At 53.4% G+C, this 15,468-nt stretch carries 17 protein-coding genes; 11 read left to right on the plus strand and 6 right to left on the minus strand.

The window, feature by feature from the left end; genetic code table 11:
- The first annotated feature begins 59 nt into the window (after nt 1–59).
- From creB to creD, 3 genes are all read left to right on the plus strand, one after another.
- Nucleotides 60–770 (plus strand): two-component system response regulator CreB, encoded by a 711-nt coding sequence (gene creB / locus P9H32_RS05640; RefSeq protein WP_322607906.1) that lies wholly within the window; start codon nt 60–62, stop codon nt 768–770.
- Nucleotides 767–2,167: a two-component system sensor histidine kinase CreC gene (gene creC / locus P9H32_RS05645; RefSeq protein WP_322607907.1), complete on the plus strand. Its 1,401-nt coding sequence runs from the start codon at nt 767–769 to the stop codon at nt 2,165–2,167. Before creB ends, creC begins: the two co-directional genes overlap by 4 nt.
- A gap of 86 nt (nt 2,168–2,253) precedes the next feature.
- On the plus strand, nt 2,254–3,582 hold the full coding sequence (gene creD / locus P9H32_RS05650; protein ID WP_322607908.1) for a cell envelope integrity protein CreD: 1,329 nt from the start codon (nt 2,254–2,256) through the stop codon (nt 3,580–3,582).
- Between the two features lie 8 nt (nt 3,583–3,590).
- Here the strand turns inward: creD and P9H32_RS05655 are convergent, their stop codons facing one another.
- Complete coding sequence (locus P9H32_RS05655) at nt 3,591–4,988, minus strand: PQQ-dependent sugar dehydrogenase (RefSeq protein WP_322607909.1); 1,398 nt, start codon at nt 4,986–4,988, stop codon at nt 3,591–3,593.
- 175 nt (nt 4,989–5,163) lie between these two features.
- Between P9H32_RS05655 and P9H32_RS05660 the strand changes: the two genes are divergently transcribed.
- Nucleotides 5,164–6,099 (plus strand): radical SAM protein, encoded by a 936-nt coding sequence (locus P9H32_RS05660; protein ID WP_322607910.1) that lies wholly within the window; start codon nt 5,164–5,166, stop codon nt 6,097–6,099.
- Here the strand turns inward: P9H32_RS05660 and P9H32_RS05665 are convergent.
- Nucleotides 6,093–6,566, minus strand: a complete 474-nt coding sequence (locus P9H32_RS05665) for a nucleoside deaminase (protein WP_322607911.1) — start codon at nt 6,564–6,566, stop codon at nt 6,093–6,095. The genes P9H32_RS05660 and P9H32_RS05665 overlap by 7 nt on opposite strands.
- A gap of 16 nt (nt 6,567–6,582) precedes the next feature.
- Nucleotides 6,583–7,164: an ankyrin repeat domain-containing protein gene (locus P9H32_RS05670; protein ID WP_322607912.1), complete on the minus strand. Its 582-nt coding sequence runs from the start codon at nt 7,162–7,164 to the stop codon at nt 6,583–6,585.
- A 123-nt stretch (nt 7,165–7,287) separates the two neighbouring features.
- Between P9H32_RS05670 and P9H32_RS05675 the strand changes: the two genes are divergently transcribed.
- Nucleotides 7,288–8,742, plus strand: coding sequence for a peptidoglycan DD-metalloendopeptidase family protein (locus P9H32_RS05675; protein WP_322607913.1), 1,455 nt, complete (start codon nt 7,288–7,290; stop codon nt 8,740–8,742).
- Here the strand turns inward: P9H32_RS05675 and P9H32_RS05680 are convergent.
- The gene (locus tag P9H32_RS05680; RefSeq protein WP_322607914.1) at nt 8,689–9,858 is read right to left on the minus strand and encodes a phosphopentomutase; all 1,170 of its coding nucleotides are present in this window, start codon (nt 9,856–9,858) and stop codon (nt 8,689–8,691) included. The genes P9H32_RS05675 and P9H32_RS05680 overlap by 54 nt on opposite strands.
- A gap of 127 nt (nt 9,859–9,985) precedes the next feature.
- On the opposite strand from P9H32_RS05680, the gene P9H32_RS05685 reads away from it, so the two are divergent.
- The 3 genes from P9H32_RS05685 (at nt 9,986) to P9H32_RS05695 (ending at nt 11,896) form a co-directional block, all read left to right on the plus strand.
- Nucleotides 9,986–10,564 carry a thioredoxin family protein gene (locus P9H32_RS05685; RefSeq protein WP_322607915.1) on the plus strand — a complete coding sequence of 193 codons (579 nt, stop codon included), beginning with the start codon at nt 9,986–9,988 and terminating at the stop codon, nt 10,562–10,564.
- Between the two features lie 122 nt (nt 10,565–10,686).
- A complete protein-coding gene (locus tag P9H32_RS05690) occupies nt 10,687–11,262 on the plus strand; it encodes a hypothetical protein (protein WP_322607916.1) in 576 nt (191 codons plus the stop codon).
- An 88-nt stretch (nt 11,263–11,350) separates the two neighbouring features.
- On the plus strand, nt 11,351–11,896 hold the full coding sequence (locus P9H32_RS05695) for a peroxiredoxin (RefSeq protein WP_322607917.1): 546 nt from the start codon (nt 11,351–11,353) through the stop codon (nt 11,894–11,896).
- A 20-nt stretch (nt 11,897–11,916) separates the two neighbouring features.
- Here P9H32_RS05695 and P9H32_RS05700 read toward each other — a convergent pair whose 3' ends face one another.
- Entirely contained in the window at nt 11,917–12,435 is a 519-nt protein-coding gene (locus P9H32_RS05700) for an adenine phosphoribosyltransferase (protein ID WP_322607918.1), read from the minus strand.
- 48 nt (nt 12,436–12,483) lie between these two features.
- Nucleotides 12,484–13,119, minus strand: a complete 636-nt coding sequence (locus tag P9H32_RS05705) for a hypothetical protein (protein ID WP_322607919.1) — start codon at nt 13,117–13,119, stop codon at nt 12,484–12,486.
- A gap of 158 nt (nt 13,120–13,277) precedes the next feature.
- Between P9H32_RS05705 and P9H32_RS05710 the strand changes: the two genes are divergently transcribed.
- From P9H32_RS05710 to P9H32_RS05720, 3 genes are all read left to right on the plus strand, one after another.
- Nucleotides 13,278–13,505, plus strand: a complete 228-nt coding sequence (locus tag P9H32_RS05710) for a hypothetical protein (protein ID WP_322607920.1) — start codon at nt 13,278–13,280, stop codon at nt 13,503–13,505.
- A gap of 124 nt (nt 13,506–13,629) precedes the next feature.
- Nucleotides 13,630–14,724, plus strand: coding sequence for a ribosome small subunit-dependent GTPase A (gene rsgA, locus P9H32_RS05715; protein ID WP_322607921.1), 1,095 nt, complete (start codon nt 13,630–13,632; stop codon nt 14,722–14,724).
- Between the two features lie 139 nt (nt 14,725–14,863).
- Nucleotides 14,864–15,274 carry an acyl-CoA thioesterase gene (locus P9H32_RS05720; RefSeq protein ID WP_322607922.1) on the plus strand — a complete coding sequence of 137 codons (411 nt, stop codon included), beginning with the start codon at nt 14,864–14,866 and terminating at the stop codon, nt 15,272–15,274.
- Nucleotides 15,275–15,468 lie beyond the last annotated feature (194 nt).

The following is a 15,468-nucleotide window of genomic DNA, read 5'->3' on the forward strand; positions in this document are numbered from 1 at the left end:
TGGAAACGCTGAAGGCACGAGGGCTTTACGCCCTTCGTGCCTTTGTGTTTTATAGAGGGATGGGATTAGATGTTAACCATACACAGAAACGGATCCTGATTGTTGAGGATGAGCAGGCGATTGCGGATAATATTGCTTTTGCCGTCGAGACCGAGCACATGGAAGCGGTGTATGCGCCCACGGCCGGGGAAGCGGAACAGCGGCTTGCTGAAGGGGCTGTCGATCTGATCGTGCTGGATGTCGGGCTGCCCGATGAAAGCGGTTTTGACTTTTGCCGGCGTATTCGTGGGCGGAGTGATGTGCCGATCATTTTTCTGACGGCGCGTGAATCGGAGATTGACCGTATTGTCGGGCTTGAACTCGGGGCCGATGATTATATGTCGAAGCCGTTCAGTCCGCGGGAGCTGACCGCCCGGATACGGGCGATTCTGCGCCGCAGCGGCAATGCGGTTCCAGGGGATGGAAGAGGAAAACCGGAGCCGCTGTTTTCCGTAGACCAGAAAACAAAAACCATCTTTTACAGAGGCGCAGCGCTGAATCTTTCACGCTATGAGTTCCGCATGCTGGAGCTGATGATCCGTCATCCGGGCCAGGTCTTTTCGCGCGATCAACTGATGAATCATGCCTGGGAGGAGCCAGACGCGAGTTATGACCGGACAGTGGATACGCACATAAAAACACTGCGTTCCAAACTGCGGAATGTGGACCCGGTGTGCGACTGCCTGCAGACGCGTCGCGGTTTCGGCTATTGCCTGAGGGTCGATGTATGAAGATGCGGAGCCGCCTGCTGCTGACGGCCGTGCTGCTGCTGTCGATCGGTTTTTACTGGCTGGTCGACTGGATTGTTCGCGATGTCCGGTTGCATTATTTTATCACCATGGAGGAATCACTGGCGGATACGTCGGTGCTGCTGGCGGAGCAGCTGGCCGGTGGCGGGGGTACCCGTCCGGATTTTGAAGATGCGCTGGTGAGGGCGCGCGAGAGAGAGATTGCTGCAAGGATTTATAACCACACCAAAACCAACATGAATCTGCGGGTGGTGGTTGTGGATGCCGGAAGCCGGACGGTATTTGACTCGCGCGGCGATCTGCGGCGCGGTGCACGGTATGACTGGCGCGATGCAACGTTGGCCCTGCGGGGGGAATACGGGGCACGCACCACCTATGAAAATCCATACGATGCCTACAGTACCCACATGTATGTGGCGGCACCGATTCTGAGCGGAGAGGAGATTGTGGGTGCAGTGGCGGTGGGAAAACCGTTGGTCAGTGTTACCCCGTTTATGAAATCGGCCCGGTTGCGGCTGGTGGTTTCGGGGCTGGCGGGATTTACAGCCATTGTGCTGCTGCTGATTCCGGTTTCGCTCTGGATTATTCAGCCGGTGCGTGCGCTGACGCGGTATGCCCGGGCGGTTCGCGACGGCCGGAAAGCGCAGCGCCCGAAGCTGGGCCATGGCGGGGAAATGAGTGAGCTGGCGGATGCCTTTGAAGAGATGCGGGATGCGCTGGAAGGAAAACAGTATGTCGAAGAATATGTGCAGTCGCTCACCCATGAAATGAAAAGTCCGCTTGCGGCAATCCAGGGGGCGGCGGAACTGCTGGATGAAAAGATGAGTGATGAGCAGCGCCGGCGTTTTCTGCTGAATATCAAAACGGAATCGGAACGACTGCACGGTTTGGTGGAACGGATGCTTGCACTGGCCGCCATTGAAAAACGAAAAGAACTGGAACTGCACGAGTACATTGATCTTCAGGTGCTGTTGGAGGATGTTGCCGACAGCCTGCTGCCGGTGGCGCAGGCCAAAGAAATCACGATTCGCACATCGGTTTCCAATACCGATATTTTGAAAGGCGATTATTTTCTGCTGCGGCAGGCGCTGATGAATCTGGTGATGAATGCGATTGATTTTTCCCCCTTGAACAGGGGGGTTGAAGTGGCGGCATCCGAATCGCAGATCACGGTGAAAGATGAAGGCGGCGGCATTCCGGCCTATGCGCTTTGTCGTGTTTTTGAACGGTTCTATTCGCTGCCGCGTCCCGACGGAGGCGCCAAAAGTTCGGGACTGGGGCTTAATTTTGTGCGTGAAATTGCGCGGTTGCATGGCGGTGATGTGGAGTTGAACAACCGTCCGGAAGGCGGCGTGGAGGCCGTGTTGCGGTGGGGCTGATTTTTCACGTCGAGTTCACATTCACTTCAACTGCACTTCAAACACGGATTCCAACCTCTGGAAACAACATTAACCGGAGGTGAAGTATGCGTAAAAATATGGTCCTGAAATTGTTGGTGCTCTTCCTGATTTCGATGGGGATGCTGATTGCGCTGTCGTCGATCGACGGCCTGGCGCGGGAGCGAAAGGACCGGTCGGCCGCGGTGCAACGGAATATTGCGGAAAGCTATGCGCGGAGTCAGCGGATCATCGGGCCGGTTTTCACGGTGCAGTTCCGTGAATGCTGGAATGAGCGAAAATACAACCGTGAAACCGATACGTGGTACGAAGAAGAATTGAGTGCTGACCGTATCCATGTGGTGTATCCGGCGCGTTATGCGTATTCAGGGAAAATGGAGGTGGAGGAGCGGTACCGCGGAATTTTCAAGGCCAATATTTTCCAAACTGAAGGCGCCATCGAGGGCGAAGTGGTCTTCCCGGAATGGGAAAGCCTGCGGACGCGGCAGGGTTCCGGACTGGAGCTGCTGTCGGTTGAAGCCCATATGATACTGAGTGACCTGCGGGGACTCACCCGGGTGCCTGCATTTTTCTGGCAGGACAAAACGCTGGAGATTGAACCGGGGAGTGAGCTGGATTTTGCGGGAAGCGGCATTCATACAACGCTGCCGGAATCGGCTGAACTGTTCGGTGCCCGTTTCGGCTTTGAAGTGGAACTGGCGGTACACGGGATGGGCGAAGTGACGTTTGTGCCGGTCGGAGACCAGAACTGCATCCGGTTGTCTTCCGCCTGGCCGCACCCATCTTTTACCGGCGATTTTCTGGCGACGGAACGGACGGTTTCAGAAAACGGATTTTCGGCGGAATGGAATGTGAACGGCCTGGCCAGCACAGTGCAGCAGGATCTTTCCCATGCCCGGAAAGGCCGCCTGCAGGAAATGGGGGTGAGCCTGATGGATCCGGTCAATGTATATTCGCTGACTGACCGCGCGCTGAAATACGGCTTTCTGTTTATTTTCATCACATTTGCCGCTTTCTTCCTTTTTGAAATGCTGGCGGCGCTGCGGATTCATCCGGTGCAGTATGTTTTTGTCGGACTGGCGCAGGCGGTATTTTTTCTGTTGCTGCTCAGCCTGTCTGAGCACATCGGTTACGGCTTTTCCTATCTGACGGCAACGGTTGCCACGGTGCTGCTGATTACCGTTTATCTGTGCCATGTACTTTGCGGAGTCGGGCGCGGCGGACTCTTCGGCGGGTTGCTCCTGCTGCTCTACGGGGTGCTGTATGCCCTGCTGCAGTCGGAGGATCATGCCCTGGTCGCCGGCTCTGCGCTGGTGTTCGGGCTCATTGCGCTCACGATGATGCTCACCCGGAAGGTCGACTGGTATACCCTGAGTGCGAAGTCCGGGCAGCCGTGAGTATTCAGCTATTTCTTCGGCGTCAGCTTGAGGATGATTCCGGGGCTGTTGAGCACGATGTAGACGGCGCCGTCGGGGCCGCAGCAGACGTCGCGGACGCGGCCGGCGTTTTTGAGGATAACCTCTTCGTGCATGACGCGGTGCCCTTCAATACTGAGGATGCGGACGTCTTCGTATTTGAGTGCGCCGACGATCAGTTTGTTGTTCCATTTCGGAAACAGATCCCCGGAATAAAAATCGATTCCGCAGACGGCGGTGGAGGGGTTCCAGTACCAGATGGGCTGTTCCATACCCTCTTTATGGGTGAGCTCGGTGATGATGGATCCGTTGTAATTCCGGCCGTACGAAATCACGGGCCAGCCATAGTTTTTTCCGGCTTTGATGACGTTGATTTCATCGCCGCCGAGCGGTCCGTGTTCGGAGGCCCAGAGTTCGCCGGTTTCAGGATGAAAGGCAAGGCCCTGCGGATTGCGGTTGCCGAGAGAACAGATGGATTTGATTGCATCTTTGGTGCGGCGGTAGGGGTTATTTCGCGGAATTTTGCCATCGCGGTGAATGCGGTGGATTTTTCCGTTGGGCCGTGCCGGATCCTGAGCATGCATACCGGTGCCGCGATCTCCGATGGAAAAATAGAGGTCTTTGTTTTTATCGAAAACAATCCGCGTGCCGTAGTGGTGACGGGTGGTGCGGTAGGTTTCGTGCGGTGCCTCGAAAATCACCTCTTCGTCTTTCCAGAGGTTACCGTCGATGCGGCCACGTACAATCCGGGTCATGGCCGGCGCCTTACGGCCGTTGGGGCCGATTTCGAGACCATGGCTGTAGGCCAGATAGACCCATTGGTTACCTTCGTCTGTATAGTCGGGATCGAAAGCGACGGCAAGCAGCCCGCCCTGGCCTTCGGCAACGACTTCGGGGGTGCCTTCGACCGGTTTGGAAAAGAGGTGACCGTCGGCATAAACGCGCAGCGCACCGGAGCGTTCGGTGATCAGGGCGGTGTCCTTATCCAGAAAAGCGATATCCCACGGAATGTCGAGTCCTTCGGCAAAAACTTCCACATTAATTTGATAATCCAGAGTCTGGAGATAAGCGGGCAACGGCAGAGGGACGGGTTCTGCGGCGGATTCCGCTTTCCGCAGAAAAGAGACGAGATCTCGGATTTCTTTATCGGACAGCGTGTTTTCATAAGCCGGCATGCCGAGATGGGTAATGCCGAATTTGATGTTTCGCTGGATGGCACCGTCGGCATCGCCGAACTGCCAGATGCCGTCGATCAGGCTCTGAGCATTACCGCCCTGGAACTTGGTACCGTGGCAATGCGAGCAATGTTTCTGGTAGAGTTTTTCGGTTGTTGCTCCGGCGGCGGCTGCGGCATAGAGGAGCAGGCTGTAGAGTAACGTTATTTTCATGTTGGGAATATGAACAGGAATCGCAGGGGGAAGCAACGGGAAAAATGCAGGGGGATTCATCCGGCGGAAACCAGTTCAGAAAGAAGGTTTATAACAAATGTGCACCGATTTATACGGATTAATTTTCGGCCTATTTCAGTTGATGCCGCTTCAGAAATGTACGACATAAAGGGTTATGACTAAAAACTTTAAATACCTTTTTGGTCCTGTTCCTTCGCGCCGCCTGGGCCGCTCGTTGGGAGTGGATCTGATTCCGTTCAAGACGTGTACGATGGACTGCACCTTTTGTCAGTTGGGCGAAACGCCGTGTGCGGTGAGTGAACGGGGGAACTATGTGCCGATGCAGGATGTGCTTGCCGAGCTGGATTTGTGGAAGCAGAAAGACGGGCAGGCGGATCATATTACGCTGGCTGGTTCCGGTGAGCCGACGCTGCATTCTCATTTCGGGGATGTATTCCGCTGGACGAAAGAGGAGACCGAGATCCCGTCGGTTCTTTTGACGAACGGTACGCAGTTGCACGATCCGGATGTGCGGAAACAGGCGGTGCTGGCGGACCGAGTGAAGGTGACACTGAGCGCCTGGGATGAGGAAAGTTTTCAGCAGATTCACCGCCCGGCAAAAGGGATCAATTTTGAGTTGCTGGTAGAGGGAGAGCGAGCCTTCCGGCACGAATATCTCGGTGAGCTTTCGGTGGAGGTATTTATCATCGATGGCGTAAATTCTCAGTTTGACCAGGTGAAGAAAATTGCAGAACTGGTGCAGTCATTGAGTCCGGACCGAATTGATATCAATACGGCGGTCCGTCCGCCGGCTGATCCGTCAGTAAAACCGTCCGCGGAAGAGCATCTGAAGGCGGTCGCTGAAATTTTCGGTCCGACGGCTTCGGTTGCGGCTACGTTTAAAAAGCAGGGATTCCAGTCGCTGGACATCAGCGAAGCGGCTCTGGTGGGCCTGCTGAAACGACATCCGGCAACCTGCAGTCAGCTGGCCGAAGAGTTTAATCTGGCCGAAGACAAAATATTCAAGACGCTCAGGCAGCTGGTGGTAAGCGGATTGTTGTATGAAAATCGGCGTGACGGCGACGTGTATTTTTTCTGCCGCGATCAATAAGGTACTTTATCGGGCAGTGCTTCCCATGCCTGAAAAACTGCGCGGGCTTCGTTTTGCAGGGCCTGCTGCATGTCTATTTTCCGCGCCGGCCAGGGGCGGGCCATTTCGGCATAGAGTTCCCGGTCATCAAAACCGGCTTTGGCGGCATCGGCCATATCGCCGGCAAAATAGACGGCGTCGAGCCGTGCCCAGTAGATGGCGGCCATGCACATGGGGCAGGGTTCGCAGCTGGAATAGATTTCACAGCCTTCCAGATTAAATGTTCCAAGTTTCCGGCAGGCTTTCCGGATCGCCATCACTTCGCCGTGAGCGGTGGGATCGTTTTCGGAGGTGACACAGTTCCAGCCTCTGGAAATAAGCTCGCCGTTTTTAACAATAACCGCGGCGAACGGCCCGCCTTCGCGGGCTTCCATTTTTTCTCTGGAAAGCCGGATGGCTTCGTGCAGGAAGGATTCGGAGAAGGCCATGATGGGGAGGCTGGATTTATTTTTCCGTCTGTACGTCTTTCGCGGCCTGTTTGAGGCAGCGGGCAACGGCATAGTGTCCGGCTTTTGCGGCGAATGATTCGGCGGTATCGCCATCCACATCGGCGAGCGCGAGGTCGGCCCCTTTTTCGAGCAGCAGTTCAACGTTTTCCAGCTGGCCTTCGGCGGCGGCCCACATGAGGGCGGTGAAGTGTTCGTTGTTGTCCACGCGGTTGATTTCCGCGCCCGCGTCGAGCAGCAGCATCACGGCATCTTTGCCGCTGGGGGCACTGGCTGCAAACATGAGCGGTGTGGTTCCCGTGGTATCCTGAGCATCGATAACTGCTCCGGAGGCAATCAGCATTTTCACAATTTCGGTCTGTCCATTATACGCGGCAAACATGAGTGGTGTACGCTTGTCCGGGTCGGCTGTGTTGACATCGAAGCCCTGTTCCAGCGCGGTTTTGATAATGTCTGTTTTTCCATAAAGAGCGGCTTCGACGACTTCCTGTTGAGTGACCGTGTTCACGGCGTTCGACGAAGTCTGGGCAAAAGCGGCGGCCGGAAGCAGCGCGGCGAGAACGAGTGCAATAGATTTCATGGATTATCCCTGGTTAATGTAAAGGGAGCATCGGACCACAGAGTGCGGTTTAACGCAAGGGCAATTCCCTGTTGTTGAATGGATAAGAATGTTTTATTCTTTCACGTTAAGAGGAGTGTTGAAATGCATCGACTAGCACCTATCTTTGCGGCGGGCCTGTTTGCACTCGGGGTTGAAGCCGCGGCGCGTAAAAACAATGTCTCGGTGGGAGATGCACGTCGGGAGCTCGGCATTGTGGCGGCGTATCAGGGCTTTCCGGAGCGCCACCGGATCAGCCGGTTTGCTGTGCTGGAGGCGGAGGGGGAATATTATCATATTTTCACGGCGGAGCTTCCAAAGGCTCGAATATGGCGCACACTGGTTTATGCCAACAGCGGGGATTATCTCGGTTATTACGAAACCGTGGACCCTCCGGTTGCTTATGATGCCGACGCTTTGATTTATGCGGGGGGAGACTACAGTTCCGAAAACGGCGATTTTGTGGAAGGTCTTTTTGATTCGGGGAATGCCTACACCATTCGTTTCAGTGCTGCCGGTCCGCCCGATGAGGTGGTGTTTGAAAACTGCACCTTTCGTTTTATTTCATCGCCGCGGCGGATCCGGCCGGATGACCCTGCATATCGGTTTGTTCGGTTGGCAAACCGTTTGGCGGATGCGATCAACAGCGGCCGCTACAAAACGGTTCGCGAATATTTCAGTGCGGCTGCGCTGGCGCGTATCCCTGAAGAGGCTACGGTGAAGACCCTCGAAGGGGTGCGTAAAAAACTCGGGCGTATCGAACGTGTGGGCGATCCGTGGGTGCAGTCGGCCGATACCGCTGTGTTACCGATCATCTTTAACGAAGCTGCCGCAGGGCTGAAATTGCAGGTTACCGATGACGCCAAAATTATCGGGTTGTGGGTGCAGCCCTTCAAAACGGCTTTTCCGGATATTGGAAAAAATACCACACCCATCCGGCTTCCGTTCGATGGGCAGTGGCGGGTGTTGTGGGGTGGTGATACCCGCGACACCAGCAAATATTTCGGCAGCCGGGTGAGCCACAATGCCTGTGAATTTGTGGTGGCGAACCGGTTTCGTAAAACGTTCCGGAATGAAGGTCGCGATAATCGGGATTATTTTGCCTTCGGACGAATTGTTCGTGCACCGGCTTCCGGGACTGTTGTGGGGGTGATTAACGGCGTGGAGGATAATCGGCCGCATGCCCCGAATTCGTTCGACCGACTGGGTAATGCGGTGATGATTGAGCACTCGTTGAATGAATATTCGGTGGTGGGTCATCTGATGAAAGACAGCATTACCGTGGCGGTCGGTGAGCGTGTGACCGGCGGCCATCCGATTGCGCGGTGCGGAAATTCCGGAGATTCCTCGCAACCGAGCGTCTATTTTCATCTGCAGGATTCTGCACGGCTGCTTGCGGGTTCCGGATATCGACCGTTGTTTCGGAACCTCTATCTCTGGAAAAGCGGCGGTATTGAGGTGGTTGCTGAGCACGCGCCGCTGCGCGGCGAGTATGTTCAGCAACGCTCAGTCTCTGTAAAAGGTGACTCCGCGTGGAAGAGGGGAAATTCCGAAGAGTGAGGCAATGGTCTGTGCAATGTCGTAGAAACCCCTGCGAATGCCTAAAGGTTCGGCGGGGCGTGTGCGGCAATAGGAAAGCAGGGGGACATATTCCCGAGTGTGATCAGTGCCTGGGTAGGTCGGGTCATTCCCGTGATCGGCCGTGATAATCAGTACATCATCGTCTTCAAGCCGTGGAAGAAAGCGCGCGAGCCAGGCATCGGTTTGCTGCAGTGCGCGGGCATAACCTTCGGGGTCGCGGCGGTGACCGTAGAGCATATCGAAGTCGATAAAATTCGCGAAGATGAAGCCGTCGCCCTTTTTCTGTAAAAACTGTTCAACGACCTGCTGTGATTCCACGGTGTTTCCGGAATGGATGCTTTCAGTGATGCCGCGGTGGGCGACGATGTCTTCAATTTTACCGACGGCGTAAACGGGAATACCGGCTTCGGTGAGGCGCTCGGTGATGAGCGGCTCTTCCGGGGTATAGGCATAGTCGCGCCGGTCTTCGGTGCGCTGGAAATTTCCAGGTTTTCCGATGAACGGCCGGGCAATGACGCGGCCGACTTTGAGCGGATCGCACAAACGCCGGGCAATTTTGCAGCCGCGGTACAGTTCGTCGAGTGGAATGACGTCGTTATGGGCGGCGAGCTGCATGACGGAATCCGCGCTGGTGTAGGCAATCCAGGCGCCCGTTTTCATATGCTCGGGGCCGAGCTCTTCAATGATGGCAGTGCCGCTTGCGGCTTTGTTTCCAAGGATTGGACGACCGGTTTCTTTTTCGAAGGTTTCGAGGAGCTCTGCGGGAAAAGAGGGAAAGTCCATTGGGAAGTTGTGGAAGCCGGGATTGATTTCGAGGCCGCATATTTCCCAGTGGCCGGTGATGGTATCTTTGCCTATGGATTGTTCTTCGAGTGCGCCGCAGGAGGCCCGCGGTTTTTCCGCAGCCGGAATGCCAGAGATTGGGAAATCGGGGCGGATATTTCCGAGGCCGAGCTTTTCAAGGGTGGGTAGTTTGAGCCCGCCGACGGTTTCCGCGATGTGCTGGAGGGTTGCACTGCCGGCGTCGCCATAGTCGGCGGCATCGGGCGCGGCACCGATGCCTACGGAATCGAGTACAATCAGAATCACCTTCATAATAAGAGCAGGTTATCGCTTTTTACATCCGCTTGAAAGCGGAATGGGCGATGCTGTTTTTGGGGATTTACATTGATTTCCGAGGGGGTGCAGGGAGAATAGAGCATAATTTAACGGAGGTTAGTTTATGGCGTTTACTTTGGAAATCGGCGAACGGGCTCCGTCGTTCAGTTTGCCGGCGACGGATGGAAAGACCTATGCACTGGACGATTTCAGCGAGAAGTTTCTGGTGATCTTTTTTACCTGCAACCATTGCCCGTATGTGATCGGGTCGGATGAAAATACCCGGCAGATTGCGGAAAAATTACAGGGTCCGGATGTACGTTTTGTGGCGATTAATTCGAACAGTCCGAATACCTATGAAGAGGATAGTTGGGAGCATATGATTGAGCGGATGGAGGAGCATCAGTTTCCGTGGCTCTATCTGCACGATGCTTCGCAGGATGTGGCGGAAGCCTATGGTGCACTGCGTACACCACATTTCTATGTCTTTGATGCGGAACGGAAACTGGTCTACGTCGGCCGTGCCATTGACACGCCGCGGGATCATACGCAGTCTACCACTCATGAATTGGTAGATGCGCTGGAGGAGTTGCTGGCAGGAAAACCGGTGAGCGTACCGGTAACCAATCCGATCGGCTGCAATGTGAAATGGGATGGAAAGGACCGCAAGTGGATGCCGCCGGAAGCGTGCGATCTGGTCTAAAACGGAAAATTAATTAAACCGCAATAAAGTCAGTCAGAGGGGTTGAATTTATCAAAACCCGCCATATACTGACTACATTTCTGGGGAAAGCGATATTGAACCTTAACAGAGGAAGGATACTCATGAAGAAAATCGCAATGTTGTTGGTAACGGCTGGAGCAATCGGAATGTTGACCGGTTGTGGTGTGCCGGAAGAAGAACATCTGGCTGCGCTGGAAAGTCAGAAAACCGATTATGAAGCGCAGATCGATAAGCTGAAAGGTGATATCGAATCGCAGAAAGAACTGGTTTCCAACGAAAAGAAAAAAGTGCGTCAGGGTCGTATTGAGCTTGATGATGCCACCGAACGCATTCAGGACCTGCAACAGAAATCTGCAGAAACCTCGAAAGCACTTGCCGCGGAAAAATCTAAAGTGGCCAAGTTGGAATCGGAACTGAAGACGACAAAATCCAAGGCTGCAGCAGCGCAGGACCGTGCAACGGAAGCTGAAACTGCACTGAGTACACTGGATGTTGAATATCAGGAACTGAAGCGCCGCTTCGAAATGTTCCAGAAGAACATGTCCAGCCTCTCTACGGCGCCTGCAAGTGCACCGGCTGCTGTTGAGGCTGCTCCGGTTGTTGAAGCTGCTCCGGCAGCTCCGAAAACGGACGCTGAAAAGGCTTCCAGCCTGCTGGATCAGATGGGAACGCTCTAAACAACAGATTCCCGTTATTGAAAGCCCGGTTTATTCCGGGCTTTTTTTATACCTTAACGATGTGGGGTTCATGCGGAGGAGATTGAAAATGAAATGCTATACGACACTGTTTGCTCTGTGTGCAGGTATTGCGGTCCGGGCATTGGAAGTGGGGCAGACTGCGCCGTTCTTTACGGCAAAAGATCAGGATGGCCAGGTCTGGAAGCTGGAGGAACAGCTCGGCGGGAAACCCGTTTTGGTCTATTTTTATCCAGCTGCCATGACCGGAGGATGTACGAAACAGGCCTGTGCATATCGCGATTATGTGGCGGCGGGCGATTCAGCGTTTAATGTGGTCGGTATCAGTGCGGACAGTCCGGAGGGACTGAAGATTTTCCAGACTTCGGAAAAGCTCAATTTTCCGCTGTTGTCTGATCCCGGTGGAGCGGTTGCCGAAGAATTCGGGGTCGAAGTCAAAAAAGGGGTAAAGACGATTAAGCGCATGGTCGCCGGCAACGAGGTTGAACTCACGCGGTCGGCAACCACAATGCGCTGGACTTTTGTGATCGGTCCGGATGGAAAAATTATCTACAAATCCGACAAGGTAAAACCGACCGAAGACCTTCGGCATGTACTGGCTGCACTTAAGAAGTAGATTTTCCAAGGGTTGGAAATCTATGATTTAACGAGCGAGAACACCTTGTGATTTCCGAGTTTCTTGCGGCCGTTCAAAAAGCCGAGTTCCAGCAAGAAGGCGAGTTCCACGATTTCGACTTCAAAGTTGTTGCTGATCAGCTTGGCGGTAGCGCCAACGGTTCCGCCGGTAGCGAGGATGTCATCAATCACCACAATGCGTTGGCCGGGCTCAAAGGCATCCTGATGGATTTCCACGGAATCGGTGCCGTATTCAAGTTCATACGATTCACGATGGACGGTGTGGGGCAGTTTGCCGGGTTTTCGGACCAGACAGGTTCCTGCCCCAAGTACGTATGCAAGGGCCGAGGCAAAGATAAAACCGCGTGCTTCGACGCCGACCACCATATCGATATGCTCATTCCGGTAGCGTTCCGCGAAGGTATCGATGGTCATTCGGAAGAGTTCGCCATCGCTGAGCAGGGTGGTGATGTCTTTGAATTCAATCCCGGGTTTGGGAAAGTCGGTAATGGTGCGGATGCCGTCGCTGATCTTTTTCATGAATAAATCTTTCTTGGGTTGAGGATGGGGCCGGGCCTGCACTGGAAATCAGTAGCGGCTCATGCCCATCGGTCGGGTTATGCGAATGATGTAATAGGTGCTGTGAATCCCGTTGTCCCCCGATCCGGAAAGGCCGCCAAGCACCAGCCAGGAGCCGAGCGACTGATTGAGTTCAGTGTTGATTTGGCGCGTCTCAAAGCGGGGAAGTTTTACATGGATATCGTTTTTCAGGATGACTTCTTCATACCCTTTCAGTTCTTTGTTGCTGAATTCGAGTTCGTAGGTCGCCATGTTGTTTTCGAGTTTGCGGATGGTGACTTTTGTTCGCATTCCGAGCTCAACTTTGCTTTTCACCGGGACGGCTTTTCCGTCTTTGATGTTATAGTTTTCGGCCATGTGAACACATTTGGTTTGGTCGCAAATGGCGGGTATACCGAGTGCTGAATAGAGCACCGGGTAGGTATTAATCCGGTTTTGTGCATTTTCAAAAAGTTCGGGAATGGAGATGTTCTGTTTCAGAAATCGGGCTTCTTCAAATGGATTGGGGCTTTCAATTCGGAAGAGTTCTATGGCGAATTTATTGTGTTGCGGTTGCGGAGCATCCGGTATCTGTGCGTGAGCAGCATTGCCCGCAGTCAAAGTGTGCAGGATGAGAATTTCCAAGATGGGCAGGTAGAGCTTCATTTCCGAGGTTTGTTACAACATTTATAAGGGTTTAAGGGTAGGGGAATTCTCGATTGAAAAACAAGCCTTTTAAGGCGGCTGTCCTGCCACCTTGGCGGTATTTACGCTTGATTTTTCCCGCAGTGTATTATATGCATACTTCTGAAGGGAAGCGGGTTATGAGAAGATGTATCATAGAAGAAGAAGTGATCGTTCACCCCGTGAACGGCATGCAGCTTTCGGAAGGATATATTCGGGAGGACGGACAGGCTCATTTCCGCGGATGTCTGCCCGGTATTGAGCCTGAGGCTGGCGATACGGTCGATGAAGTGCTCACCCGTCTGGATGCGAAAGCCAAGGCCTATTACGGCGATGATGTGATTGTTGAAATTACAGTACACCATTAAATAGGACCCGAAAGCATGTTCAGGAATGAGGGCAGCCGATTGGTTGCCTGCGGGTTTTTTTACTCTTTTCACGGTGCTCGAAACGGAGCACTATTCGTTCCGGTTTCCAATCTGTGGAAAAGGGATGAAAAAACTCATGACGCTTGAAGAGTTCGGTTACAGCGATTGGTTTGCAGGTCAGGTCGACTCCGAAATGGAGGAAGGGCTGACTGTTGTTCGGGTTACGGCCATTCACAAGGGCGAGTGCGAGGTATCGGACGGTGAAGAAACTTATCCGGCGAAAATGACCGGGCGACTGCGGCATCGTGCAAAATCTAAACGGGACTATCCAACGGTTGGTGACTGGGTGCTTGTGAAAGATTTTGAGGACGAGGAACGCATCAGCCGTATCACGCGTGTGCTGAACCGTCAATCGGAACTGAAGCGGAAGTCCGCTGGGCGAACGACGCGCTATCAGTTGATTGCGGCGAATATCGACACGGCCTTTATTATGCAGACGCTCGGTCCGGGATTTAATCTTAAGCGGCTGGAGCGTTATCTGGTAATGGTCAACGAAAGCGGTATTGAGCCGGTGGTTTTGATGAGTAAAACCGATTTGCTCAAGTCGGAAGAATTGGCACTTCGGATACAGGAGATTGAGGAGCGTATGCCGGGCATCCGGATTTTTGCCTTCAGTAACCATAAGAAGGATGGCCTGGCGGAGGTGGCCGAACTTTTCGAGCCGAAAAAAACGTATTGTATTATCGGAACATCGGGCGTAGGAAAAACGACTTTGCTGAACAACCTGTTGGGTGAAGAGGACTGCCTCTTTACACTGCCGGTTCGTGAATCGGATGGAAAAGGCCTGCATTCGACCACGTGGCGGGAGTTGATTACACTTGAAAATGGCGCACATGTGATTGATACGCCCGGCATGCGTGAACTGGGTAATATGGATGTGAATGAGGGGATTGGCGAAACGTTCGACGATATTACCGAACTTTCCGCACAGTGTAAATTCAACGACTGTTCACATGTAAATACGAAGGGCTGTGCAGTCATTGCTGCTGTTGATTCGGGGGCGCTTCCGGAAGCACGCTACCAGAATTATGTTCGCCTGATGAAAGAGGCCGCATTTCATGAACAGTCGGCCTTGGACAAGCGGGATCAGGACCGAAAGCTGAGCCGGTTTTACCGCTCCACCCAAAGCCGGAGCAGAAAAATGAAGGGCGAAAAGTGATTGGGAATACAGATTGAAAATGCGGGAATGCCCGGTCAGCCCGGTCAGCCCGGTCAGCCCGGTCAGCCCGGTCATGTGCGAGGTGACTTTTCTCTATTCTGAAAGCTTTGATTCGTCATTTTAAGGAGTATGGGGTCCGATGAATTTTGTTTTTGAGACTGAGATGATGGTTCGCGACTATGAGTGCGATTTGCAGGGTATTGTGAATAATGCCGTCTATCAGCATTATTTAGAGCATGCCCGCCATGAATTTCTGCATGAGGTTGGAGTTGATTTTGCGCAGCTTTGTCGTGATGGGATTGATGCGGTCGTTATCAAAGTTGAGCTGAATTATAAATTGCCGCTGATGCCGCGTGATGTATTTGTTGTGAAAGTAGGTATGCACAAGCAGGGGCGTGTCCGGTTTGTTTTTGAACAGGCCATTTATCGGAAAAAAGATGAAAAGTTGATTCTTGAAGGAGAAGTTACTGGCGTCCTGACGCGCAGGGGACGGCCGATTCAGCCTGATATTTTTGACGAAATCTTTATTTCCCGGGGCTGGACGTTTTAGCTTATTCGCGTTAGAAGATTGCAAATAGTTTCAATTTTGTATTAGGCGGTACTGTTTTGGCCAAATCCGTTATGTTAAACCCAATTAAGCGCGCAAATGGATTGACGGGGCCGGGGGTTTTGAGCAAATTAGCCCGCTATTTTGACTGAGCCACACGAGGTTTAAACATGAGTAATAAGCAAGCGATTTCGAAG

It is taken from the genome of Pontiella agarivorans, from assembly GCF_034531395.1.
Classification (GTDB): Bacteria; Verrucomicrobiota; Kiritimatiellia; order Kiritimatiellales; family Pontiellaceae; genus Pontiella; species Pontiella agarivorans.

Excerpts from the sequence above, each read along its gene's own strand:
- creC (WP_322607907.1), top strand. The coding sequence starts at position 767 with ATGAAGATGCGGAGCCGCCTGCTGCTGACGGCCGTGCTGCTGCTGTCG.
- rsgA (WP_322607921.1), top strand. The coding sequence starts at position 13,630 with ATGAAAAAACTCATGACGCTTGAAGAGTTCGGTTACAGCGATTGGTTT.
- P9H32_RS05695 (WP_322607917.1), top strand. The coding sequence starts at position 11,351 with ATGAAATGCTATACGACACTGTTTGCTCTGTGTGCAGGTATTGCGGTC.
- creB (WP_322607906.1), top strand. The coding sequence starts at position 60 with ATGGGATTAGATGTTAACCATACACAGAAACGGATCCTGATTGTTGAG.
- P9H32_RS05710 (WP_322607920.1), top strand. The coding sequence starts at position 13,278 with ATGAGAAGATGTATCATAGAAGAAGAAGTGATCGTTCACCCCGTGAAC.
- P9H32_RS05660 (WP_322607910.1), top strand. The coding sequence starts at position 5,164 with ATGACTAAAAACTTTAAATACCTTTTTGGTCCTGTTCCTTCGCGCCGC.
- P9H32_RS05655 (WP_322607909.1), bottom strand. The coding sequence starts at position 4,988 with ATGAAAATAACGTTACTCTACAGCCTGCTCCTCTATGCCGCAGCCGCC.
- P9H32_RS05680 (WP_322607914.1), bottom strand. The coding sequence starts at position 9,858 with ATGAAGGTGATTCTGATTGTACTCGATTCCGTAGGCATCGGTGCCGCG.
- P9H32_RS05665 (WP_322607911.1), bottom strand. The coding sequence starts at position 6,566 with ATGGCCTTCTCCGAATCCTTCCTGCACGAAGCCATCCGGCTTTCCAGA.
- P9H32_RS05690 (WP_322607916.1), top strand. The coding sequence starts at position 10,687 with ATGAAGAAAATCGCAATGTTGTTGGTAACGGCTGGAGCAATCGGAATG.
- P9H32_RS05720 (WP_322607922.1), top strand. The coding sequence starts at position 14,864 with ATGAATTTTGTTTTTGAGACTGAGATGATGGTTCGCGACTATGAGTGC.
- P9H32_RS05670 (WP_322607912.1), bottom strand. The coding sequence starts at position 7,164 with ATGAAATCTATTGCACTCGTTCTCGCCGCGCTGCTTCCGGCCGCCGCT.
- P9H32_RS05675 (WP_322607913.1), top strand. The coding sequence starts at position 7,288 with ATGCATCGACTAGCACCTATCTTTGCGGCGGGCCTGTTTGCACTCGGG.
- creD (WP_322607908.1), top strand. The coding sequence starts at position 2,254 with ATGCGTAAAAATATGGTCCTGAAATTGTTGGTGCTCTTCCTGATTTCG.
- P9H32_RS05700 (WP_322607918.1), bottom strand. The coding sequence starts at position 12,435 with ATGAAAAAGATCAGCGACGGCATCCGCACCATTACCGACTTTCCCAAA.
- P9H32_RS05685 (WP_322607915.1), top strand. The coding sequence starts at position 9,986 with ATGGCGTTTACTTTGGAAATCGGCGAACGGGCTCCGTCGTTCAGTTTG.
- P9H32_RS05705 (WP_322607919.1), bottom strand. The coding sequence starts at position 13,119 with ATGAAGCTCTACCTGCCCATCTTGGAAATTCTCATCCTGCACACTTTG.